General features: G+C 45.7%; 20 protein-coding genes and 1 pseudogene. 12 read left to right on the forward strand and 9 right to left on the reverse strand.

Annotated features, from left to right (window positions below; genetic code table 11):
* Nucleotides 1-189 precede the first annotated feature (189 nt).
* From QUA23_RS05605 to QUA23_RS05615, 3 genes are all read right to left on the reverse strand, one after another.
* Nucleotides 190-1,068 carry an SGNH/GDSL hydrolase family protein gene (locus tag QUA23_RS05605; RefSeq protein ID WP_333074233.1) on the reverse strand — a complete coding sequence of 293 codons (879 nt, stop codon included), beginning with the start codon at nt 1,066-1,068 and terminating at the stop codon, nt 190-192.
* A 222-nt stretch (nt 1,069-1,290) separates the two neighbouring features.
* Complete coding sequence (locus QUA23_RS05610) at nt 1,291-1,506, reverse strand: hypothetical protein (RefSeq protein ID WP_333074235.1); 216 nt, start codon at nt 1,504-1,506, stop codon at nt 1,291-1,293.
* Between the two features lie 60 nt (nt 1,507-1,566).
* The gene (locus QUA23_RS05615) at nt 1,567-1,998 is read right to left on the reverse strand and encodes a hypothetical protein (RefSeq protein ID WP_333074236.1); all 432 of its coding nucleotides are present in this window, start codon (nt 1,996-1,998) and stop codon (nt 1,567-1,569) included.
* Between the two features lie 99 nt (nt 1,999-2,097).
* On the opposite strand from QUA23_RS05615, the gene QUA23_RS05620 reads away from it, so the two are divergent.
* Both QUA23_RS05620 and QUA23_RS05625 read left to right on the forward strand, forming a co-directional pair.
* Nucleotides 2,098-2,706 carry a hypothetical protein gene (locus tag QUA23_RS05620; protein ID WP_333110319.1) on the forward strand — a complete coding sequence of 203 codons (609 nt, stop codon included), beginning with the start codon at nt 2,098-2,100 and terminating at the stop codon, nt 2,704-2,706.
* A gap of 34 nt (nt 2,707-2,740) precedes the next feature.
* Nucleotides 2,741-3,082, forward strand: a pseudogene (locus QUA23_RS05625) (DUF4087 domain-containing protein).
* A gap of 348 nt (nt 3,083-3,430) precedes the next feature.
* Here QUA23_RS05625 and QUA23_RS05630 read toward each other — a convergent pair.
* Nucleotides 3,431-3,934, reverse strand: coding sequence for an anthrone oxygenase family protein (locus QUA23_RS05630; protein WP_333074239.1), 504 nt, complete (start codon nt 3,932-3,934; stop codon nt 3,431-3,433).
* A 534-nt stretch (nt 3,935-4,468) separates the two neighbouring features.
* Here QUA23_RS05630 and QUA23_RS05635 point away from each other — a divergent pair.
* From QUA23_RS05635 to QUA23_RS05670, 8 genes are all read left to right on the forward strand, one after another.
* Nucleotides 4,469-4,711 (forward strand): DUF7219 family protein, encoded by a 243-nt coding sequence (locus QUA23_RS05635; protein ID WP_333074242.1) that lies wholly within the window; start codon nt 4,469-4,471, stop codon nt 4,709-4,711.
* 106 nt (nt 4,712-4,817) lie between these two features.
* Nucleotides 4,818-5,351 carry an RDD family protein gene (locus tag QUA23_RS05640; RefSeq protein ID WP_333074244.1) on the forward strand — a complete coding sequence of 178 codons (534 nt, stop codon included), beginning with the start codon at nt 4,818-4,820 and terminating at the stop codon, nt 5,349-5,351.
* A 38-nt stretch (nt 5,352-5,389) separates the two neighbouring features.
* Complete coding sequence (gene rpmG / locus QUA23_RS05645) at nt 5,390-5,578, forward strand: 50S ribosomal protein L33 (protein ID WP_190658616.1); 189 nt, start codon at nt 5,390-5,392, stop codon at nt 5,576-5,578.
* 175 nt (nt 5,579-5,753) lie between these two features.
* Nucleotides 5,754-5,969, forward strand: a complete 216-nt coding sequence (gene rpsR / locus QUA23_RS05650) for a 30S ribosomal protein S18 (RefSeq protein ID WP_006631377.1) — start codon at nt 5,754-5,756, stop codon at nt 5,967-5,969.
* A 312-nt stretch (nt 5,970-6,281) separates the two neighbouring features.
* The gene (locus QUA23_RS05655; RefSeq protein WP_333074245.1) at nt 6,282-8,288 is read left to right on the forward strand and encodes a ribonuclease R family protein; all 2,007 of its coding nucleotides are present in this window, start codon (nt 6,282-6,284) and stop codon (nt 8,286-8,288) included.
* Between the two features lie 439 nt (nt 8,289-8,727).
* Nucleotides 8,728-10,170, forward strand: a complete 1,443-nt coding sequence (locus QUA23_RS05660; RefSeq protein WP_333074246.1) for a 1-acyl-sn-glycerol-3-phosphate acyltransferase — start codon at nt 8,728-8,730, stop codon at nt 10,168-10,170.
* A 157-nt stretch (nt 10,171-10,327) separates the two neighbouring features.
* Nucleotides 10,328-11,215 carry a HAMP domain-containing sensor histidine kinase gene (locus tag QUA23_RS05665; RefSeq protein ID WP_333074248.1) on the forward strand — a complete coding sequence of 296 codons (888 nt, stop codon included), beginning with the start codon at nt 10,328-10,330 and terminating at the stop codon, nt 11,213-11,215.
* Between the two features lie 296 nt (nt 11,216-11,511).
* Nucleotides 11,512-12,957 (forward strand): IctB family putative bicarbonate transporter, encoded by a 1,446-nt coding sequence (locus tag QUA23_RS05670; RefSeq protein WP_333074249.1) that lies wholly within the window; start codon nt 11,512-11,514, stop codon nt 12,955-12,957.
* A gap of 283 nt (nt 12,958-13,240) precedes the next feature.
* On the opposite strand, the gene QUA23_RS05675 is transcribed toward QUA23_RS05670, so the two are convergent.
* From QUA23_RS05675 to smpB, 3 genes are all read right to left on the reverse strand, one after another.
* Nucleotides 13,241-13,471 carry an Osc7112_2153 family protein gene (locus tag QUA23_RS05675; RefSeq protein ID WP_333074252.1) on the reverse strand — a complete coding sequence of 77 codons (231 nt, stop codon included), beginning with the start codon at nt 13,469-13,471 and terminating at the stop codon, nt 13,241-13,243.
* The gene (locus tag QUA23_RS05680; protein ID WP_333074253.1) at nt 13,468-14,193 is read right to left on the reverse strand and encodes a tetratricopeptide repeat protein; all 726 of its coding nucleotides are present in this window, start codon (nt 14,191-14,193) and stop codon (nt 13,468-13,470) included. The genes QUA23_RS05675 and QUA23_RS05680 overlap by 4 nt, the downstream gene beginning before the upstream one ends.
* Nucleotides 14,194-14,902: 709 nt before the next feature.
* Nucleotides 14,903-15,370, reverse strand: a complete 468-nt coding sequence (gene smpB, locus QUA23_RS05685; RefSeq protein ID WP_006631384.1) for an SsrA-binding protein SmpB — start codon at nt 15,368-15,370, stop codon at nt 14,903-14,905.
* Nucleotides 15,371-15,497: 127 nt separating this feature from the next.
* Here smpB and xrtO point away from each other — a divergent pair, with 127 nt between their 5' ends.
* Nucleotides 15,498-17,072 carry an exosortase O gene (xrtO, locus tag QUA23_RS05690; protein WP_333074254.1) on the forward strand — a complete coding sequence of 525 codons (1,575 nt, stop codon included), beginning with the start codon at nt 15,498-15,500 and terminating at the stop codon, nt 17,070-17,072.
* Complete coding sequence (locus QUA23_RS05695; RefSeq protein WP_333074256.1) at nt 17,062-19,962, forward strand: TIGR02921 family PEP-CTERM protein; 2,901 nt, start codon at nt 17,062-17,064, stop codon at nt 19,960-19,962. Before xrtO ends, QUA23_RS05695 begins: the two co-directional genes overlap by 11 nt.
* A 205-nt stretch (nt 19,963-20,167) precedes the next feature.
* On the opposite strand, the gene QUA23_RS05700 is transcribed toward QUA23_RS05695, so the two are convergent.
* Together QUA23_RS05700 and QUA23_RS05705 are read right to left on the reverse strand one after the other, a co-directional pair.
* On the reverse strand, nt 20,168-20,470 hold the full coding sequence (locus QUA23_RS05700) for a Rieske (2Fe-2S) protein (RefSeq protein ID WP_333040003.1): 303 nt from the start codon (nt 20,468-20,470) through the stop codon (nt 20,168-20,170).
* Nucleotides 20,471-20,612: 142 nt separating this feature from the next.
* Nucleotides 20,613-21,281, reverse strand: a complete 669-nt coding sequence (locus QUA23_RS05705; RefSeq protein ID WP_333061313.1) for an HAS-barrel domain-containing protein — start codon at nt 21,279-21,281, stop codon at nt 20,613-20,615.
* Nucleotides 21,282-21,314 lie beyond the last annotated feature (33 nt).

The following is a 21,314-nucleotide window of genomic DNA, read 5'->3' on the forward strand; positions in this document are numbered from 1 at the left end:
CGCCATTTTTATCAACGGGGGATGAAGGCTCTCGCCCAGATTCTATCTAGCTCCTGACCGCCTTGTCACCCCCCCAGTATCTGTATTCAGCAACGCCGAAAAATTCACCCCAGAGATAAATCAAGGGGCTTGTAGCCTGCATACTTTAAATTAACAGTCAACAGTCAACAGCTAACTAAATTCCAAGATTCAATTTTTGACTTCTAAATTCTCAATATCCTTTGCAGGTACGCCCAAACCGCGCAAGATAGTAAAAGCAATAATTCGATATCCCGACGGATTGGGATGAACTCCATCTGCGGCTAACAAATTCAGAGTCTTGCCCGCGTGTTTTTGATACGTGCCGATAACTTCCCGACAAGGCCCATTCAAATCGATAAACAAGCACTGATTCTGCAACGCAATTTCTCGCATCGCGGCAATATACTCTTGCAACCTGCGATTTTCTGGGCCGTCGAGAATTTCGCCGATAGGAGTAGGAGAAAGCAGTACAACTCGAATTCCTGCGGCTTTCGCCGCCAACACCATTTGAGTTATTTTCTCCCGATATTCTGCCAGTGGCACTCCCTTGGGCAATTTGCCTTGGGGATAAAACTGACGGTTTTGGAAGTCGAAGAAAGCGTGCCAAACGTCGTTGACTCCGACATTAATCATCACTAAATCTGGCTTTTGGTCAATCGCATCTTTCTGGAAGCGGGCTTGCATATCCGTCGCCCTGTTACCGGAGATTCCGGCGTTGACGATTTCGATTTTGCGATCGGGATAAAGGGCATTCAGATAGCGTTGCAGCAGCCAAACGTAACCTCCGGGGTATTTCCCAGCCTCGGTGATGCTGTCGCCCACTGTCACAATTTTGCGCTTGCCGGCGAGCACGTTCTGGATTTCTGGTGGCGGCGTTGCTTCGGATAGGGATTCTCTAAACACGGGAATTAAGGAGTGAGGAATGTTGAAGGCGATAATAGCAGCAATTACGGCGATGGCAACTCTAATTAAAACTTTCTTCAGCCGGGGTTTGGGACGGGGCGATTCCCTTCGGGATAGCTTCGCTTGACGCGCATTGGGAGACATAAAAAAGAAGGAAGAATGAAAAAGAGCCTATTTGATGCGTGTCTTTACCTTAATCGTATATTGTAGCCTGAGTCTGCTGAGAGGGAGCCATCAATTTCGCTATAGTTGCAAACAATCCTGGACTTCAGCGTGAGACGTTAGGCGATATCAGTCGAGTTGTGCTCAGTCGAACGCTGAGAAATGACGCTTATTGCAGGTTTGAGCGTTTAGTCTCGCAGGTGGCTACATATCCCTGCTAGTTGGTTTAAAATTTTGCACAAAATTCATCCACCGCTGAACCTTAGAACCGGTGATGTCTAAAATCGGAATAGAATAGACATCTGATTCAGGAGGGCCGCCCTCGGTATCTTTGGCAATGCTTGTGCGTTCTGGCTTACCTAAGCCGTAGGTTGAAGCCATTTCGCTAGCTAAACTACAGGGAATTCTAAAGTTTCCCATGCGAATACTTCCATTACCTGCTGAATAAACCCATTCATAACCGGAAACGCCTCTAAATTGCTAGCACAAAAAATGGGAAGTTTCAAATATTTTGGCAAGATGAACATCGTAGAGACGAAGCTTGCCACCGTAAGCCGGTTGAGTTGTATCTCGATTGGGTGCAGTAAGCTGCATGAGGACAAAGCCTCCCTTAGCTTCTGTCCCACCATACCGAATGCTCAGCGGAACCTGGGTGCTATTTTGAGCCAGGATGATGTTAACCTTTTGAGTAAATTTAGCGCTGTCAGCCTCAGCATTAGGTTCGCTACCTAAGTAAGTAGAAGCAGAAAAAGCTAGGTTTGCAGGCAGTAATATAATCGCACAGGTCATTAGTTTTGCCAAATTGTGACGCTCTGCTTTTTTGGCGATCGCGTATGTTTTACTTAGCACAGTGCGATCGCAGGTGATTGGTGCGCGATCGAGTTGGGGTTGTGGGAGTGGTGGTTTATACATAGGTTTTATGAGCAAGGAGGAGATGTGCTGATTTGCTGGTAAATTAAGGGTTAACAGAATTTGAGAGTATTACTTATGAGAAAATGCCGGGTAGTAGCCTTGATGGTCAATTTAATAATTTTGGGTTCGTGTTTACCCATTATTGCACAACAATCTAAACGATACCCAACTGAGAATGAATTGCAGCCATTAATGAATCTGTTTCGCAATTTTGTGGCTTCGCCGCCGCCGAGAAATCATGATTTTTATATTCGAGATCGTCGTAATGAAACTGAGAATCAGAAATTGAAAGCGTTTGTTAGATCTTGGTTGCCAGTTAATCCTGATGTAGCACCTTTTCTCGGTCAATGGACGGCACTAAAAAAAGAAACTCAAAATATTTACCCTTCAACTCTTAAAGGTAAAGTTTGTATTATAGAAACTTTTATTCCCAGAGGAAATGACATGGGGATAAGTTTTGCTCAAGGAACTATCTCTGGAAAATCCATCAAAACCACTAATTTTGCGAGTCTCATTCAACAAGGCAACTATTTAGGAGTCGTTTTTATTCAGATTAAAAATAATGAACCTGGTATGCTCGAATACGCTTGGCCTAAACCGCTAGTCGCTCCAGCTAAATTAATGAGTTCCCTTCCCCCAGCGGATAGAAATCGGTTGCTTCAACAATTTAAAAAAGCTGGTTGTAGTGATACTTTACCAAAGAGGTGATGAAATGATTAGAGTTATGAAAAGAAGCTTGCTTATGCTGGGTATCATCTCCTTTATTTCTGTCATAGCTTGGCCTGTTAAGGCTACAGAAACTAGGTGTGGATGGTTGCAAAATGCCACACCTGGAAATTGGTATTTAAGAGACACAAATGGCACTTGGGTTATTTCCAGGCAAGGGGGATATTAAGCCGAAGGAATGGATAATATTCCCAGTGATGAAAAGGAATATGTCAGAACCAATGGTTATTATGGATATGGTTGTGCTTGTTTAGATGTAGCAACAGATACCAATCGGATGAGGATTATCACGATTCAAGGCGGTGAAGCATTACCCCTCTCCACTTGTCGCGAAGATCCAAATTTGCAAAAAAAATGAAATTAAAGTTATGACAATGTGCGATCGCTGCATCCTATGTGCCTATTTACTCCTAGATAATATTGAATATAATACCCAAAATATTACTCAAAACATTGAATATAATACCGAAAACCCAAATCAATTACAGGATGATCCTTCTCAAGACAATACTTCGTCTGGGTGTGGATGTATCATAGCACTGATAATAATGTTTTTTTGGTTTACTTCTTTTAATTCAAATAAAGACCGCTACGATAGGCATCAATATGACCGCCCATCAGCACAACCATATAATTACCCTCCTCAATAAATTGCGTTTTTGCGATCGCATCTATCGCGCGATCGATCAAAATTAAAAATGTAAAATTAAAATTGTACCGCTCGATAACAGAGCGCAATGGTAAGCGAAGCCGATGCCGCAAGCGCCGCAGCCGTCCGAACATGATTCCAGAACGTCCAGTCGCTCAAGTATCTAGCCCATAGGCTCGCACCCTCAGTGCTGCTTGGATCGACAGTCGCCAGCGCATCATTTAGCGGCACATTGAACGCGATCGTCACTCCTACAGTACCGACAAGATAGAGCAGGCTGCCAAGGAGTAAGTAAGAGGCACCGGGTTGATGCCACTTTAACAGCGAGGAGATAGCCAGAAAGATGCAAGCTGCAGCCGTTCCGAATAGCGCCGTCATAAATAACGGAGCGATCGCCGTTATATTGATGGCTTGCATAGCGGCAATACCCTGTGCTGGTTGGAGTCGGGCAAGGGCTTTCATCACAAACGTCGAGAAGGCGAAGAAGACTCCAGCCATCAGCCCGCAGCCTAGTGCCGAGAAAAGCTTCAATGTGAAAAGCGAGTAGTCAACCATTGCCATAAAACCTCCTGCGAATTACTGTCTAATGCCTTGTTAGTGCATTGTGTCATTGCATTTTCAACCTTGATATTGAGCCGAGCAACTTGACGTAAAGTGGACAGGGTGGAAAGCAGACCGCAAATAAAAGTTAAGTTTTCAACCACTACCATGCTCTTATGACGCGCATTTGCAGACATTATGCAGTTTTTTACTAAAAATCTAACTATTGATGTCTGCAATAATATTATCCATTTTTGGTTTTTTTGTCACTTATTTCAATAACTCAGTCCTGCACTAACAAAAACCTGGTTGGGACGGCAAATCCCAAGTTATAAGCCTTAAGGCAGAAACTTAGTTGTTGACCCCGCCTGCGTAAATTGTACAAGTGAAATTACTGAGGTTTTTGTTCCCCCGATCTGTCGGTGTAATAGCCATCACAAAAAAGTTCGCCAAATGTCACATGACTTCTGCTACTTACAACACAACTTTAGAAGGTCATCGCGGTTTATAATATTTATTAGTTCAGGAAACAAGTTTTCATGCGAGGTTAAAGCAATGGTAGCAAATTCAAACTTTTTATATCCTCAAAATCGCTATTACGGTGAAGTAAAGCCAGAGAATTTGGTATTTAATGCGAATTTACAAGAGTTTTCTCAGCGAGTGGGTTACATCAGTTCCTTGACATCTAACGGTAAAATCTCTGTGGAACAGGCATTTACTCAAATACAACAACTTTGGGAAGAGGTGGAAAACTCGAAAAAGCAGTTGGGAATTGGCGAAAATCCCTTTTCAGCTTGAATAATTAGCGGTTGGCTTGGAAGTTGAGTTACGCGCCATTGATGCCGATCGATTAATCCACAGCTTAAGATGGAAAAGTAGCTAGTGGCGATCGAGCTTTTTGCCTATGAGTTCCGATTTAGTACCCCTCCTTCCCAAAGTATCCGTCGGCCGCCGCGCTGCGGCCCTCTGCATCGACGGAATCGCAGTTTGGCTGCCCAGTTTGCTTCTGGGCAATAATGCGATCGTCCAAACCATATTTTTTGTCCTGCTGTGGCTGATCCTGCGCGTAGCCATCGTCAGGAAAAACCAAGGTCAAAGTCTGGGGCGCTGGGCCTTGGACATGAAAATTGCCGATACCAGATTCCACCGGACTCCGGGAGTGCAAGAACTCTGCAAGCGCGAGGCCTTACTGGGCTTTTGCGCCGCCTTAGCCTTCGCAGGTATAGCTGGGATCACATCTACCAACGCTGCCGTCTTGCTGCTGATCCTGCCCCTGGCGATCGACTGTAGCGTTGCCCTCACCTCCGCCGAAAGGTTTCCCCAAGCTTTCCACGATCGCATCGGCGGGACGATCGTCGTCGGAGCCCGCCGTGGCTACTCCCTCGACATCAAAGTTAGAAGATTGCTTGACCAAGTGCAGAGCAATGTGAGAAGATAATAAATTGTGTTTAAATTAGTCGAAATTTATTTAGAATTATGGCTAAAGGCGTCCGCATCATAATTACTCTAGAGTGTACTGAGTGCCGTACAAACGTAAGCAAACGCTCCAAAGGCGTGTCTCGGTACACCACCACCAAGAACCGTCGCAACACGACGGCGCGGCTGGAACTCAAAAAGTTCTGCCCCCACTGCAACCAGCACACGGCCCACAAAGAGATCAAGTAGTGATTAGTGATTAGTCATTAGTCCTTAGTCATCAGTAATCAGTTGTTGGCAATTGATATTGATCCGTGAAAAGCAAATAACTAACCAATGCTTTCCTGACGGCTAGCAACTAACGGCTAATAACTAAAAACTCACAATCAACAGTCAACAAACAACAGTCAACAAACAACAAACCATGACTTACTTTCGCCGGCGCGTTTCGCCCATCAAACCAGGAGACCCGATCGACTACAAAGATGTCGATTTGCTCAAAAAATACGTCACAGAACGCGGTAAAATTTTGCCCCGCCGGATTACCGGTTTGACGGCTAAACAGCAGCGAGACCTGACCAGAAGCATCAAAAGAGCAAGAATTGTAGCTTTGATGCCCTTCGTAAACCAAGAAGGTTAACAGGATTTGGGATTTTGGGTTTTAGATTTTGGACTGGGAATAAGACTTGCGCGAAAAAAACGTCTTTCTGTCATTAATAGTGCAGCAAGAATGCAGCGAAATAATCGCGAAAAAGGGTTAAGAGTAGCCGCAGCGCAAGTCTTAATCACAAGTCAGAAGTTAAAAAAAAGCAAGAAGAAAAAACAACTTTTTAGATTTTAACTTTCACAATTGACCAGAAAAATTGCCAATATCCAAAATCTAAAATCGCAAGCTCGAAACTCGATAAGTGGCTACTGTAAAAATCCAAAATCTCAAATATAAAGCTGGCAAGTGGAGAAGGGAACGTTAGTAGAATTTAGAGTGCACGGCGACCGCCGTCTGGCAGTTGCCGATCGCCCCGACGGCAAGAAAAACTGGGTCGTGGTAGACGAAAACGGTCAACCGCACAGCATACCGCCCAAACAAATCACCTACGAAGTAGTCGGAGAAACTTACAAACCCTCCGATATTCCCAAATTTCTCAAAGAAGTAGAAGCCTACTCAGATCCGTCGAGTTTGGAAGTAGCTTGGGAACTTTTAGTCGGCGACGGAGAAACGACAGATCCCGAAGCCCTGGCAATGCTGCTATTTTCGGAACGCAGTCCGGCCCAGTGTTACGCGGCTTACTGTTTGCTATCAACAGACAAACTGTATTTCAAACAAAAGGGCGATCGCTACGAACCGCGACCGGCAGCCCAAGTAGCCGAAATCAAACACCAGCAAGAAGTAGAACAGCAGCGACACCAAGAATCCCAAGGATTTTGGGATCGAGTCAAACAGCGGCTGGCAGGGGAAAATGTAGATTGGGAACACAGCGATCGAACTCGCCTCGATGCCCTAGAACGCTTTGCCCTCCTCGGAGAAGAAGCAACGCACCGCACCCCAGCCTTAGAAACTTTAGCCAGCTTGCAACGATCCGAAAACCCCGAAGCAGCATTTGGCCTCCTAGTCGATCTCGGCCTGTGGAGTACCCACGAAAACCTGTTTTTGCGGCGCAGCCAAATTCCCCTACAATTCTCCGCAAAGGTATTAGAAGTGGCCCAACGCTGCCTAGAAAATCCCCCAACCGACTCCGACACAAATCGTCTCGATTTAACTCACCTCAAGGTTTACACGATCGACGACGAAAGCACCACGGAAATCGACGACGGCCTCAGCTTAGAATTCCTCGAAAACGGCCAGCAGCGCCTGTGGATACACATCGCCGATCCCACCCGCCTGCTTTCCCCCGGAGACGAACTCGACCTCGAAGCCAGAAAGCGCACCACTACGGTTTACCTGCCCACGGGAATGATCCCCATGTTTCCCCCAGCTTTGGCAACCGGGCCGATGAGTTTAATTCAAGGCAAAGAGTGCAGCGCCCTCAGCTTCAGTGTCACCTTAGACGAAATCGGCGCGGCTCAAGATTACAGCATCCACATCAGCACCATCAAACCCACCTACCGCTTGACCTACGATGACGTAGACGAAATGCTGGAGTTGGGAATCGAAGCAGAACCCGAAATAGCAGCGATCGCCTCAGCAGCAAAACTGCGCCAAAAATGGCGGGAAGCCCAAGGCGCAATCAGCATTTTCATGCCCGAATCCGTCATCAAAGTCAACGGCGACGATATCAAAATCCACGTCATCGACGACTCCACAGCCCGGATGCTAGTAGCCGAAATGATGATTTTAGCAGGCGAACTAGCCGCCCGCTACGGTCAAGCTCACAGCCTACCAATACCCTACCGTTATCAGCCACAGCCCGAACTCCCTCCCGATGAAGAACTGCTAGCTGTACCTGCAGGCCCCGCCCGCGCTTGCGCCGTGCGTCGGTGTATGCCCCGCAGCGAAATGGGCCTTACCCCCGGACGCCACGCCGGCTTGGGTTTGGAATTATACACTCAAGTTACTTCCCCGATCCGTCGCTATACCGACTTGCTGACTCACTTCCAAATCAAAGCCCACCTGCGGGGCGAACCCCTGCCTTTTTCCGCTGAAGAAATACAGGACATTGTGATGTGTCTCGGCACCGCAGTTAAAGAAGCCTCTACCGTCGAACGCCAAACTAACCGCTATTGGGGATTGGAATATTTGCGGCGCAACCCAGACGAAGTGTGGGAAGCTTTAATGCTGCGCTGGTTGAGGGAAGACAGCAATCTGGGATTGATTTTATTGGAAGAGTTGGGTTTAGAATTGGCAATGCGATTTGGTCGATCGGTCGAAATAGGCGATCGGCTAGAAGTCAAAGTCACCCACTGCGATCCGCGATCGGATGTCATTAACTTCCAAGAAATGATATTTGAAGCCGCACAATAGGATTTTAGATTTTAGATTTTGGATGGCAAAAATTTGTGTTGAAGGCGGAAACTGAGGATAAATCTCGTTTTTAATCGAGTTTGTGACCCCCTCGCATCCCCCTTGTCAAGGACAGGGGGGTAAAAAATATGATGGTTTCATATCTAGTCCTGTAAAATAATCGTAATTCTTGTCAGGGCTAGTTCACCCACGATCTGTAATATAAGCCAGGCATCCCGTAAACCCGCCCCGACCAAAATATTGGGGTCGATCGACTCGACATCATATCCGATCCAAGACGGGTAATACTTTTGACGTTAAATTGACACGCTTTGCTATCTCCTCTCTTCCTCCGTGTCCTCTGTGTCCTCTGCGGTTAATAAAAAAACTTCAGCATTGTAAAAATTGGAAGTTTTTACCCCCACCTAGTAATCTAAAATTTAAAATTTAAAATCCCCAAATGCCCAATTCAATTAGCCAAGTTCAGCCGCCGCTGGAATTCATACCCCCAGCCTACAACCCTCTAGTGATGCAAGGTTGTAAGCAAATATTCCCCTGGTGGCTGCGATTTCGGACGAGTATCAGCCAGGTTCAAGCCGAAAACGTCGAAACCCTCGCCGAACTATTCCACCAATTTCAAAATCAGAAAGTTCGCTTCTTGCTAGCCTTCCGCCACCCCAACTCAGACGATCCCTACTGTTTGGGACAACTAATTTGGAAACTCGTTCCCCAGGCAGCGCGCGCCAAAGGCATTCCCCTGCAATTCCCGGTACATTCCCACTTTATCTACGATCGCGGCATTCCCCTCTGGGCCGGTGCGGGCGTCGGCTGGTTGTATTCCCAACTCGGTGGCACTCCGATTGTTCGCGGGAAGATCGATCGCGTCGGATTGCGATCTGCCCGCAATTTATTTGCCAACAGCCAATTCCCGATCGCCGCCGCCCCAGAAGGCGCCACCAACGGTCACAATGAAATAGTCAGTCCCCTCGAACCGGGAATTGCTCAAATGGGTTTCTGGTGCGTTGAAGATTTGCTCAAAGCCGGACGCACTGAAAAAGTTTTAATTGTGCCGATCGGCATTCAATACCGCTATGTCAACCCACCTTGGCAACCCCTAGAAAAACTTTTAACTCAATTAGAAATCGATTGCCGACTGCCACCCTTAGAACGCACCGATCTCGCTAATTTAGAGACCGCAAATCCCGATTCCGAAAACCACAATCACAAATTCCAATATCTGCGTCTGATTCGACTGGGCAGCCATTTATTAGCAGTAATGGAAGAGTTTTACAGCCGTTTTTATCATAAAAACTTACAGCCTGAAACATCTATTTTAACATCATTATCGCTACCAGAAAAAACGGGAAATGATTCAGGAAATGAAGTAATGATGGCTCGACTGAAAGCCCTGTTAGACGTGGGTTTGCAAGTAGCAGAAGAATATTTTAACTTAAAGCCCAAAGGCAGTTTAATAGACCGCTGCCGCCGTGTGGAACAAGCAGGATGGGATTATATTTATCGAGAAGATATTAAAGATATTGCAGCACTTTCTCCCTTAGAAAGAGGATTAGCCGATCGCCTCGCTGAAGAAGCAAGTCTTCGGATGTGGCACATGAGACTTGTAGAAAGTTTCGTGTCCGTCACGGGCAGGTACGTCGCAGAACAACTGACAGCAGAACGTTTGGCAGAAACAACTTTACTGCTGTGGGACGTACTGGCTCGCATCAAAGGGGGAAATCCTTTCGGCAGACCGAAGTTGGGCAAACAGCAGGTACAAATGACCGTGGGCGAACCCATATCAGTGAGCGATCGTTGGGATCGATATCAAACCAGCCGCAGGTTAGCAGTTGCCGAACTCACTCAAGACTTGCAATCAGCTTTAGAAGCAATGATTAAATCTTAATTAGTCAGAGAAGGAAGAGCTTCTAGGGAAGAAGGAATATATATTTTTATTCACTACGTTTTTTTGTGGTGAATTATAAACAGATTGTTATAAACTTTTGGAATAGGTCTAATGAACCGCAAACGCTCGCTCGACAATGAACCAATAAAAATTAGCGATGACTAACAAACCTATCGATTTGTCTACTAACTCAATTAAAGTAAAACTGCTGAATAATTTAGCGCAGGAATTGCTCACACCGCTCACTTCTGTCCTCGGCATGGCAAGCGTGTTGAAACAAGAAATTTATGGCCCCTTAACGAGCAAGCAAAAAGAATATATTGACGTGATCCAAGACAGCAGCCGCTCTTTGCGATCGCTAGTTGAAGAAATTTTGGAACTGTCAGAACTAGATGATTCCGCTTTCACCTTGAAGCGAACCGCAGTCGATATAGAAACTTTGTGCCAGCAGGTTGTGACAATTCTGTCGTCGGTGGCAAGTAGACGAGAGCAAGAAATTAATTTGTCGATGGGGCCCGGGTCGCGCATCTGGCTGGTAGATAAAGATAAGGTTCAGCAAATGCTGCACCACTTAATTTTTAGCATTATTCAATCTGCTGGGGCAGGCAGCGTGATTCGAGTCCACGTTTCTCGGAAAGAAGAGGGTATCAACTTCGGAGTTTGGGTTTTTCATCCTTGGTTAGGGGAAAGTTTGCCCCATGCTAAACTCTACACCGACTACTTGTTGAAGGCCGGATCTGGTAGCGGTTCGCCATCGCACTCCGAAACCGACTCCCTCGGACTCGAAGCGCAACTCCCGACACAGGGTTCGCAGCGATTAACGTTGGCGTTTTCTGAGTTGGCTGCTTTGGTGGCCCAGAATGCCGAGGATACCGCACCGGTGTTAGCTGGTTACGGGGCGCGGGAACGCTTGGGGCTGCTGCTTTGCTGTCAATTGGTGGAACTTCAAGGCGGTCAACTCTCAATTCAAGGATCTCCGGAATCTGGATATCGCTACGTGCTCTGGCTTCCCTGCACCAATGCTACGGAATTGTTGGAAGGCTAAAGAAGGAAGAAGGAAGTTCGGCAACGGATTTTCTAACGGATGTAACGGATGGAAAGAAGAAGGAAGAAGAAACAAGTCATTTGTTAATTAATACTGAGATGTTGCACCATTCTCAATAAGGCTTTTATGCGCGGCCTCGCGTTCCCGCCACAAGAAATTTATTCTTTGTGGAGCCGACCAGAAAAGCCTTAAGGAAGAATGGCGCAAGATAAGAGTTACTACCAATTGTCCATGCTTTTAGACTCAATTCCCAATTCCCAATTCCCAATTCCCAATTACCAATAATCAATCTAAAAATGAATTCAGTTTGGCAACAGTTAACTCTGGCAAATTTGCCGCTCTCTCAGTGGCAAAGTAGAAGTTATTTATTCAATTTGGCGATCGGCTCTTTACGCAGTTGGCGGCAGAGTAGCTGGCTGATGCAGTGGGCTGAACCCTTGGGTTTTGTTTTGCTGGGCTTGACTTTCGGTTTGGCGCCGTTTGTAAACAATGCCTTGGTGGGGGTGTTGATGGCGGCTAGCGCTGCATTTTGGGTGCTGCTGACTGTTTCGGACGATCGCGAGATCCCCTTCACGCCGATTCATTTGCTGGTTCTGCTGTACTGGGGCATAGCCACTGTCGCAACGGCGATGTCGCCGGTGAAAGTCGCCGCTGCTACTGGTTGGAGCAAGCTAACGCTGTATTTGCTGTTTTTTGCGCTGATGGCTCGGATATTGCGATCGCCCCGTTGGCGATCGTGGTTAATTGCCGTATTTTTGAACGTCTCTTTAATTGTCAGTTTCTACGGCGTGCGGCAGTGGATTGATAAAGTGCCACCATTAGCTACTTGGAACGATCCGACTTCTACTCAAGCCAATGTCACGCGAGTTTACAGCTTTCTGGGAAATCCTAACTTGCTTGGTTCCTATTTACTGCCGGCTATTGCATTGAGCGCCGCCGCACTTTTTGTGTGGAAAGGATGGGGAACAAAAGTTTTAGCGCTGACGATGCTGGTGGTGAATTGCGCGTGTTTGCGCTACACGGACAGCCGGGGTGCTTGGATCGGTTTTGTGGCTCTACTGGTGGTATTTTTAGTGCTGCTGTGGTACTGGTACAGCCCTTTGATGCCTCGGTTCTGGCGAAATTGGGCGCTGCCGTTAGGGTTAGGAGGTTTGGCGGGAGCCTTAATTTTGGGAGTGGCTTTAGTGGAGCCTCTGCGCGATCGAGTTTTGAGTATGTTTATCGGCAGAGGTGACAGCAGCAACAATTTTCGGATTAATGTTTGGACGGCGGTGATTGACATGATTCGCGATCGACCAATTCTCGGAATTGGGCCGGGAAACACTGCTTTTAATAAAGTTTATCCGCTTTATATGAGGCCGAAATTCACTGCTTTGAGCGCTTATTCCGTGCTGCTGGAAATTGCGGTGGAAACCGGTTTTATCGGTTTAATGTGTTTCCTTTGGCTGATGACTGTCACCGTCAATCAAGGTTTGTTGCAGATCAAACATTTGCGGGATTCACAATTTAAAATCTCTACTTTAGAGAAAGAATCTCAAATCCAAAATCTCAAATCGAATCAGGGGTTTTGGTTGATAGGGGCGATCGCAACTTTAGCCGGCATGATGGCCCACGGTTTTGTCGATACAGTTTGGTACCGGCCGGAAGTTAATATGCTTTGGTGGTTGATGGTAGCGATTATTGCTAGTTTTTACAGCAACTCGCACCAACAGCAAGATTCAGCTTTGACGGAGGGCGAGTAGATAGAATTGCTGGCGGGGATTTCTCTCCCCGCCCGGTGCGGATTCCAGCAATAGCCGATACAGCAATGATAAAGAGTTATATCAGTGCCAAAAAAGAATGCAGCTTTATGCAAGCTGCAAACCATTATAGCCATAAGTTATTTCCAATTCTTCAATTATTAATCTCAAATCTCAAATGCTATAAGGTGCGGAGGGCGCACCCTGCATACTACTAATACATACTACATACCTGTTGCTGTAAAGTGGTGATGGTACACTCTACAAAATTTATTGAAAATAACTCTTATTCTTCGCTCTCCGAAGGCATGATGAATCTGGGACACGGATATTTTCCACCATCTCTATCTCTGCACCCCCTCCTCCTGGCTTGATTAGAGTCGAACGGCGTTTCGACTGATTCATTAACGGTAATTTTAACAGTCGAAGGAGTTGGCAGTGCTGTTGAGGCTTGACTTAGCTCCAGTACCGTTATAATTGCCAGTATGGTTGATGAAAACAAAACTGTGCGTTTCATTTATTTGTTTTTTCCTCGTTTAATCGTTGACGTGCCATCCCTATCCATATATCCTCATCGAATTCTTGAGAATCCGCATACTTTAGACAAATTTTCCACTGCGGTAGCGCTTCCTTCGTATTTTTCATCTTTTCTAGGACTTGCGCTTTTAAGCAGTAGCTTGCTGGTATTTCACTATCAAGTTTAATCGCTGCATCCAGATGTTGCAATGCCTCTGAATATCGACCCTGTTCCAGGCGAGCCCATCCCAAGTTTTTGAGTAAAGAATATTTTACTCGATCGTCCTCAGCTAATTTCAAACCTAGCCACAAGAAATGAACCGCAGCCGGATAGTTTTTTTGATCAACTATATATAATCTAGCCAGATTGCTGTAAGCAGCAGGTAGACCGAGTTTTGCAGCTTGCAGATATTTTCCCCTGGCGCACTGTAAATCTTGCACCTCTTCGCAAAGCCATCCTAAATTGTAAAGAGCTGTTCGGCTTTTTGGATCTACCCAGAGGGCTAACTCATATGCTTTTTGAGTATCCGCCAATCGATTGGCTTTGTAATTTTCAAACGCAATATTATTAAAAAAAGATGCCAGTTCCGGCAAAGCAATTTTCCAGCCGCCAAAGCCTACTGCTAGCATCAGCAAGAAGGCTCCCCACTTGGAGTTATGATGCTTTTTTGCTGGCTCTTTCATGGCATTGAAAAGGTTAGCTAATGGTGTGATTTTTAGCATTTTTTAACTTGAGAGTTGGGCGATATTTTGTTTGCCAGATTTAATTGCCACCCTAATGGCGTCATAATCTTACGAAATGACTCAGGTTTGAGCCGATTTCTCATAAGAGTTTGTCAGTCCACAGCCAAATGCTTGGGTAATGCCCCATTACCCAGATGTATTCGAGCATAGGTTAATCATTCATGGGGCTCCACAAGCCATCCGGATATTTTCAAAAAAAAAGAACCGGGAAGCCGGAACCCTGAAGAAGGCACGACTGTTGGCGATCGATAAGTAATAATACTTACTTGCGAGGCGAGGATCGTCCATATGCGACTGTATTAGGAGATAAGATGGCTCGCCTGAGTTTTAGGCGATTATAAAAATAAAACTTCTTGTGGTAGGAGTCCGAAAGCCTGGGTGAGGGAGGCGCTCACAGTACCGTTTCCAGGACAACCCCAGGAGAGCCGATGGGATGGACTCCGGTGAAATAACTCTAATTAAGTTTGTAGTGACGATGAAAGTCCTCAAAATCCTAAAGGGGATATATTGAGAAATATTATGATAAGTAATTAACCAAACGCGAGCTAAAATAATCCATCCCTAGGGACAATCACTAATCACTAATTACTAATTACTCCTGACTAATAAACATCTTCCGAAATTAAATTTCACCCTTTGAGTAGCAAAGGTTTCAGTTTCTTTTTCGGAGATGTCTAATGACGGATGACTAAAATTGCTTCATCGCTCTTTCCATATCTCGCTTGTCTTCGCGTTTCTTCAAATCTTCGCGCTTGTCGTACAGTTTTTTCCCTTTACCCAAACCGATATCCAGTTTTACCCAGCCACCTTTCAAATACATTTTTAACGGGACTAAAGTCAAACCTTTTTCTTCGACTTTGCCGATTAATTTGCGAATTTCCTGCTTGTGCATCAGCAATTTACGGGTGCGGCGGGGTTCGTGATTAAAATAGTTGCTAGCGCTTCTCCAAGGCGAAATGTGAACGTTGATGAGCCACAGTTCCCCGTTCCGAACTAAACCATATCCGTCCCGCAAATTGGCTTTTCCTTCCCTAATTGATTTGACTTCGGTTCCCTTCAACTCTATGCCCACTTGGTATGTCTCTATAATTTCATAGAGGTGGCGCGCTTGTCGGTTATCGCTAACAATTTTGTATCCTGGGCTTTTTTCGCTCATTTTTACCTCCGCTAAAATTAATTATTATAACGCTAGCTTCTCTGTAGAGAAAATCGAAGCTTGACAAAACTTAAATAATCGGTCTAGACATTACCAATTTGGCTGAGCTAAGATGTCACCAACGTGAATGTCAAGCGGTATAATGCAGCGCACCAATATCACTGATTCTGCAATTCCAGATTCTGTTACTCCTCATCCTGCGGTTAATTGGGTTTGGCTGGCTCCTTTTTTACTGGCGCTTGCTTGGTTTTGGGCCAATATCTCGGCAGTTAAGTGGCTGTTATCCTCGTTTGTTGAGATACCCACACTGTACAAGATAGTAATTGGTTTTTTGATTGTAGCATTAGTAGTGCGATCGAGCGGGAACTCCGTTAGCGCAGCCCTCGAAGAGGATCGCCCGCCGGGATTTTCACCCAATTTCGTTTTGAGGCGATATCCGCTGCTGTTGATGTTGGGTGCGGGTATTTGCTCGATCGCCCTTCAGTGCATAATTGATATCAAACAAATTACTGTCCTGCTATTTATCCTCGGAACTTATGGGCTGTGCGGCTTATTGGTGGAGCCGAACTTTTGGCGAAAAAACTTACCAGTTGCGGGCTTACTGGCTTGTATTTTACCATTTAACAGTCAGTTGAATAGTGGCTTAGGTTTGCCGGCGCGAGTGCTGACTGCTCAGGTAGTAGAACAGTTGCTCTCTCTGCTGCACATTGGGGCTATTTCTTCTTACGATATTATCGTTTTGGAAAACGGCATCGCTCACGTTGACGTGCCTTGTAGCGGCATTAAAACCCTCTTAGTGGGAACGCTATTTTTGCTAACTGCTACCTGGTTAGAAATCCGCAAATTAAGTTTAAAATGGCTGGCGGTATGCGCTGCTAACTTTTTAATGTTGGTGTCTGCTAACGCTTTGCGGGTTGCCGTGCTAGTGCTGGTTGCCCAAGTTTTCCAACAGCCAAATTATGCAGCAATGCTGCACGTACCGCTAGGAATTGTGGGTTTAATCGGCGCTTGCTTTTTAAGTTGGTTAATGCTGCAAAAAGTTCCGAAATTTCAAGAAACAAAAGAAATTGATTTTAACTCGCAACGGGATTTAGAAATACTAAAAAATCAGCCTTTGGCCAAACCGGGACTAATTGTGGCGGTGGCGGTTTTGGGTGCAATTTCTCAATTGTATCATGTAGAAAGTGAAAAATTAGCGATCGCCCCCCTAAAATTTCCCGAATCAATTGTGTCCGAATCAATCCCGCTGAATCCCAGCGAACAAAAATTCTTTGGCAATTACCCCGGCACCCAAACAGAGAAAAAGAGATTTGTGTCAGGCAACTTGCGCGGTTCCATGCTCACAGTAGCCAGCACATCTTGGCAGACTTATCACGCACCGGAACTGTGTTTTGTAGCCAGTGGCATTCCCGTCAATCGAATAGAGATAAAACAGCTAACTCCTGCTGTAACGGCGCGCTGGCTGTCTCTCAAAGACAACCAACTATCCGCTACATACTGGCTGCAATCTGCACAGCAAACTACCGATAACTTCTTGTCGCGTATCGGCAGCGATCTCACTCACAAAAACCATACTTGGGTGCTAGTTTCCATTTTATTTAACAGTTCGCTACAATCAGAAAATTATGAAGTAAAAAAGTTTGCTAGCAATGTATACGATACCGTTAGCCAAAGCTTAACAGGAGAAATAAATGAAAATTAAACAGGTATTTAATAGACTTTTTCAAACAATCTTTTGGGTGTGGAATTTAACTTTTTTATCGATTGTTTACGTGGGAATTTTGCCGATTATAGGAGTGCCATTAATTAAAGCGACAATCGATGGCATTATCCCGCTAGAGTTTTCTTTGACGATGGCAGCTACGATCGCAGTACCCACTGTATGTACAGTAATAGGAGCTAGGCGTTTTAGCAAGCAACCCCTACAGCTAATGCGCTGGTTTTACGGCGTAGAAGCACCGCTATTTTTGCTGTGTTTGCTCCGCTTGTTCCTGCTGCGAGAACTCACCCCAGCTAGTTATCAAATCATCGCGACTATTGCTTTGTGCATTGCAGCATTTTTAGTGGAAATGCTGTACGGATATCTGGGTAAAAAAGAAAATGTTCAAAATCTCTCAGATTCCCAGAATTTCCATAATAAACAGCCTCGTTTTTTCTGGCTAATCGGAGAAAAGCGAACTGCGTGGTTGCAATTAGGATGCCACAGTTTAATGCTAGTAGTTGGCCTTTGGGCGGCAACATTGCTGATGTATTACGCTGTACCTGTGGCATTGTATACACTTTATGGATTCTTCACTGTAGTCATTGAATTTTTCAAATTTACATGGATATCAGCATTGTGGGATATCTTTAGATACGGGGAGTGGATCTGGGGTTTAATTTGGATACCGCTATCGTTTATATTGTTTGGTTTAACCTGTAGCTTGTTCGTGGTCATGCCTTCGCTGTACGGCTTTCTATACATTCATTCCGGGCGGAAAATATGGCAGAGTTTTGCTGCACAATACGGGAAAAATAAAGCGATAATCGGAAGTTTAGGAGTAATAGCAGCTTGGCTGGCTATTTTCTCCGCTTTGCAGCAGCAGCCACAAGTTGCAGCACTGAAAATGTTGGCAACTCCCCCCGCAAATGACACGGTTCGCCAAACTTTATTAGCCAAATCTGATGCGATTCGATCGGGGTTAGTTAACGCTTATTTGTCTCCTTACCGCTACCTCAGCACTGTGGGAGAAAACAACCACATTTATGAGATGTATAAAAATAGTTTGAATTTGCCTGACGGAGCAGCTCAAACGGTGCAGAACAGCTATAATTTTTTAATGTCGCCGTTTTTGTATCAAGGCTCTAGTGCTGATGTGGAAAAAGCCGAAAAACTCTACGGCGAATTCTTCGATACGGAACTGCAAAAAGGCGACACAGAAGCAGTAAAACACGCGGTGCAGTCAACATCAAATCGCGAAGAAGCAAAAGCCGGTTTGCTGAATGTCAGCGATGAAAAAGTATGGTTGCAGTCGCAAGAAGTAACAGTCAAAGAAAATGGCGATTGGGCTGACGTTCAACTCTACGAAGTTTACAAAAATCAAACGCCGAACTTACAAGAAGTATTTTATTACTTTTCCCTGCCCGAAAGCGCCGCAGTTACAGGAGTTTGGCTAGGAGATACTGGAGATTTAAACAAACGTTTTGTATTTACGGTATCGCCTCGCGGTGCCGCACAGCAAGTTTACAACCAACAGGTAGTAGAAAGAGTCGATCCGGCTTTGCTAGAACAAATTGGCCCCAAACAATACCGTTTGCGGGCTTTTCCAATCCCGGCTAAACGAGAATTCACCCAAACTGAGGGGCCAACGGAAATGCACCTGTGGCTGACTTACAAAGTCATGCGCCAGCCGCAGGGTTGGGCGATGCCTGTTTTGGCTGAAAAACGCAACATTTTTTGGGATCAAAATACTCGCCGCAAGATCGCCGGAAAAGAGGTAAAATACAGCGGGGAAGAAGCCAGAGAAACTTGGCTACCACCCTTTTTGCCCGCAGTCGCACAGCAACCTATAACAGCGCAGCAGGCGATTCTACCGGGAGGAAATATCATTTCTGCTAAGCCGCTGGCTGATGCAAATTACTCGCTACCGCAAGGCAAGAAATTTGCAGTTATTCTGGATACTTCACGCAGCATGGCGGCGGAAAGTAAGGAAGTAAAAGAGACTTTTGAATGGTTGAAAACTAATGCAGCAGGCAAAAATGCTGTTGATTTGTATGTCGCCAGCGCTGCGGGAATGCCACCTAAGTTTGTGGAAGATTTACGCAGTTTCGATGTGGCAAAGGTGACATTTTACGGTACAATCCAGCTCAAAGATATGCTGCAACAGTTTGCACAGTTGCAGGGCGATAAAAGTTACGATACTGTATTTTTGGTAAGCGATCGCCACAGTTACGAATTGTCAGACGATCGCAAACTTAAACTTTCCATCTCTTCACCTCTATGGACAGTGCATTTGGGAGGTTTGCCCCCCGGCTACGACGACGCAACTTTAAAGGTGATTCAAGATAGCGGCGGCGGAGTTGCTACGGATATGAAAGAGGCGATGCAGCGAGTAGCAACAACAGCAGCTTCGGGCAAATCTACAGTTAGCGTTGTTGACGGCTATGCTTGGAGTTATGCCAAAACCCCGCAGTCGAAAAAAACCGCAAAATCGGCGGCAGTCGCAGAGTCAAAAAATGCCGGCAATGAAGGCTTTAAACCGATAGCTGCGCGCCAGTTGATAACTGCACTTAGCAAGCAGAAAAGTTCCAATCAACTGACGCAACTGGATGCGATGCACGCTGTAGCTAAAAATTTCAAAGTGGTGACGCCTTATTCTTCGATGATTGTGTTAGTTAATGACGCGCAAAGGGAGCAGCTAAAAGCAGCGGAAGCTAAGAGCGATCGATTTGAACGGGAGGTAGAATCGGGTAAGGAGGAGTTAACTAAGCCGAATAATCCTCTTAATGTTTCGGGGGTTCCTGAACCGGAAGAATGGCTGCTTTTGGTGGTAGGTGCGATCGGGCTTTTGGTGATTTTCCTCCGTCAGCGACGCGCGAAAACGGTAGGTTGAAAGTAAATCAGGGTTGGCTACTCCCTCAATGATTCGGCGGTTGAAACAGCTCCTTGTCAAACAAAGTCTGCCTCCGCAGACAAAGAGAGTGAGGGGGTATTTAAGCCGGACTTGATATCAAATATTAATCTACAGTCGTCTTCAGACGACTTTAGCTATGAGACAGGGGTTTAAACCCCTGTCGGACTTAACAAATAACGAATAACTAATCTATTTCTACAAAAACGCGATCGCCCTCAATCTTTACCGGATAAGATTCCAGAGAATCGCTGGGTGCATTCAAACACTTACCCGTATCTAATTGGTACTGATATTTATGAAACGGACAGGTAATGATACCGCTGCTTACCTTACCCATGTCGATCGGATATTCTAAATGAGTGCAAGCATTACGGTAACAAGTGACATTCATGCCTTGACGATTCAAAATCACTGAAGTTTCGTCAACTTTTACCTTCAAGACACCACATTCGGGAACTTGATTTAGCCCTGTTATCTCTACCCACATAAAATATTTTGCCTCCAAAAAACCTGATCTGGACTGACGCAGAACCTAATTATCTAGGGTGCACATTGCACACCTTACTGCTATCCGTAGCGTGTCAAACCACTTTTTGCGTAAGTCCAGATTATCTTATTCCAGCTTTTCCCTACGGATGAATCTGACTCAAAATCACTCTCAACCTGTCATAATCATCCTTCAACAAAACACTCAAACTCCTCCCCGCTTCCACCAACCAAGATCGATCGCGCATCCGCAACTGATAAATCTCCCGAATCGCCGCCGCCGTCAGCGCCTCCACCGGCGCATTAGCCACCCCCAGCAGCGTCCTCAAAAAATCCAACTGCACGGTAAAATCAATCACCTCATCCGGTTCGCAGCGGTAAACCGCCTGGTGAATTTGCGGCGGGCGCGGCGGCAAATACTGATAAATTTTACCCCTCGATGGGCCGTGACCGTTCAACCTTTCCGGCGCAGCCTCATACCCAACAATCGCCACTCGAAACTCGGTTTTGAGCATAGCAAAAATCTGCGGTTGTTCTTCCCGCAACTCTTCCAGCGACAAACCCAAAGCGCGAGCTCTGTGCACCGAGTCGATCGGGCTAGTCGTAGCGTAATAAACCACACCGTAAATTTGATTTTTTGACTCTTCATCCTCGGCCTTCACCCAACTCCCAAAAGGCGGCATCACGGGAAAACTTAAGTCTTCCGGTTCCAAACATTGAGCCAAAAACTCCGACGTTGCCGTCTCGATTACCTCAGCAATGCGATCGGGATGGCGCTCTTTTGTAGCAAATTGGGGTAAAGGTAAACGCATAGTTTTAGTGATTAGTCATTAGTTATCAGTCAT

The organism is Microcoleus sp. Pol1C5 (genome assembly GCF_036701115.1).
Taxonomy (GTDB): domain Bacteria; phylum Cyanobacteriota; class Cyanobacteriia; order Cyanobacteriales; family Microcoleaceae; genus Microcoleus.

Bases quoted from the DNA above. Each gene is read 5' to 3' on its own strand.
- QUA23_RS05605 (WP_333074233.1), bottom strand. From the start codon at position 1,068: ATGTCTCCCAATGCGCGTCAAGCGAAGCTATCCCGAAGGGAATCGCCC.
- QUA23_RS05610 (WP_333074235.1), bottom strand. From the start codon at position 1,506: ATGGGAAACTTTAGAATTCCCTGTAGTTTAGCTAGCGAAATGGCTTCA.
- QUA23_RS05615 (WP_333074236.1), bottom strand. From the start codon at position 1,998: ATGTATAAACCACCACTCCCACAACCCCAACTCGATCGCGCACCAATC.
- QUA23_RS05630 (WP_333074239.1), bottom strand. From the start codon at position 3,934: ATGGCAATGGTTGACTACTCGCTTTTCACATTGAAGCTTTTCTCGGCA.
- QUA23_RS05635 (WP_333074242.1), top strand. From the start codon at position 4,469: ATGGTAGCAAATTCAAACTTTTTATATCCTCAAAATCGCTATTACGGT.
- QUA23_RS05640 (WP_333074244.1), top strand. From the start codon at position 4,818: ATGAGTTCCGATTTAGTACCCCTCCTTCCCAAAGTATCCGTCGGCCGC.
- rpmG (WP_190658616.1), top strand. From the start codon at position 5,390: ATGGCTAAAGGCGTCCGCATCATAATTACTCTAGAGTGTACTGAGTGC.
- rpsR (WP_006631377.1), top strand. From the start codon at position 5,754: ATGACTTACTTTCGCCGGCGCGTTTCGCCCATCAAACCAGGAGACCCG.
- QUA23_RS05660 (WP_333074246.1), top strand. From the start codon at position 8,728: ATGCCCAATTCAATTAGCCAAGTTCAGCCGCCGCTGGAATTCATACCC.
- QUA23_RS05665 (WP_333074248.1), top strand. From the start codon at position 10,328: ATGACTAACAAACCTATCGATTTGTCTACTAACTCAATTAAAGTAAAA.
- QUA23_RS05670 (WP_333074249.1), top strand. From the start codon at position 11,512: ATGAATTCAGTTTGGCAACAGTTAACTCTGGCAAATTTGCCGCTCTCT.
- QUA23_RS05675 (WP_333074252.1), bottom strand. From the start codon at position 13,471: ATGAAACGCACAGTTTTGTTTTCATCAACCATACTGGCAATTATAACG.
- QUA23_RS05680 (WP_333074253.1), bottom strand. From the start codon at position 14,193: ATGCTAAAAATCACACCATTAGCTAACCTTTTCAATGCCATGAAAGAG.
- smpB (WP_006631384.1), bottom strand. From the start codon at position 15,370: ATGAGCGAAAAAAGCCCAGGATACAAAATTGTTAGCGATAACCGACAA.
- xrtO (WP_333074254.1), top strand. From the start codon at position 15,498: ATGTCAAGCGGTATAATGCAGCGCACCAATATCACTGATTCTGCAATT.
- QUA23_RS05695 (WP_333074256.1), top strand. From the start codon at position 17,062: ATGAAAATTAAACAGGTATTTAATAGACTTTTTCAAACAATCTTTTGG.
- QUA23_RS05700 (WP_333040003.1), bottom strand. From the start codon at position 20,470: ATGTGGGTAGAGATAACAGGGCTAAATCAAGTTCCCGAATGTGGTGTC.
- QUA23_RS05705 (WP_333061313.1), bottom strand. From the start codon at position 21,281: ATGCGTTTACCTTTACCCCAATTTGCTACAAAAGAGCGCCATCCCGAT.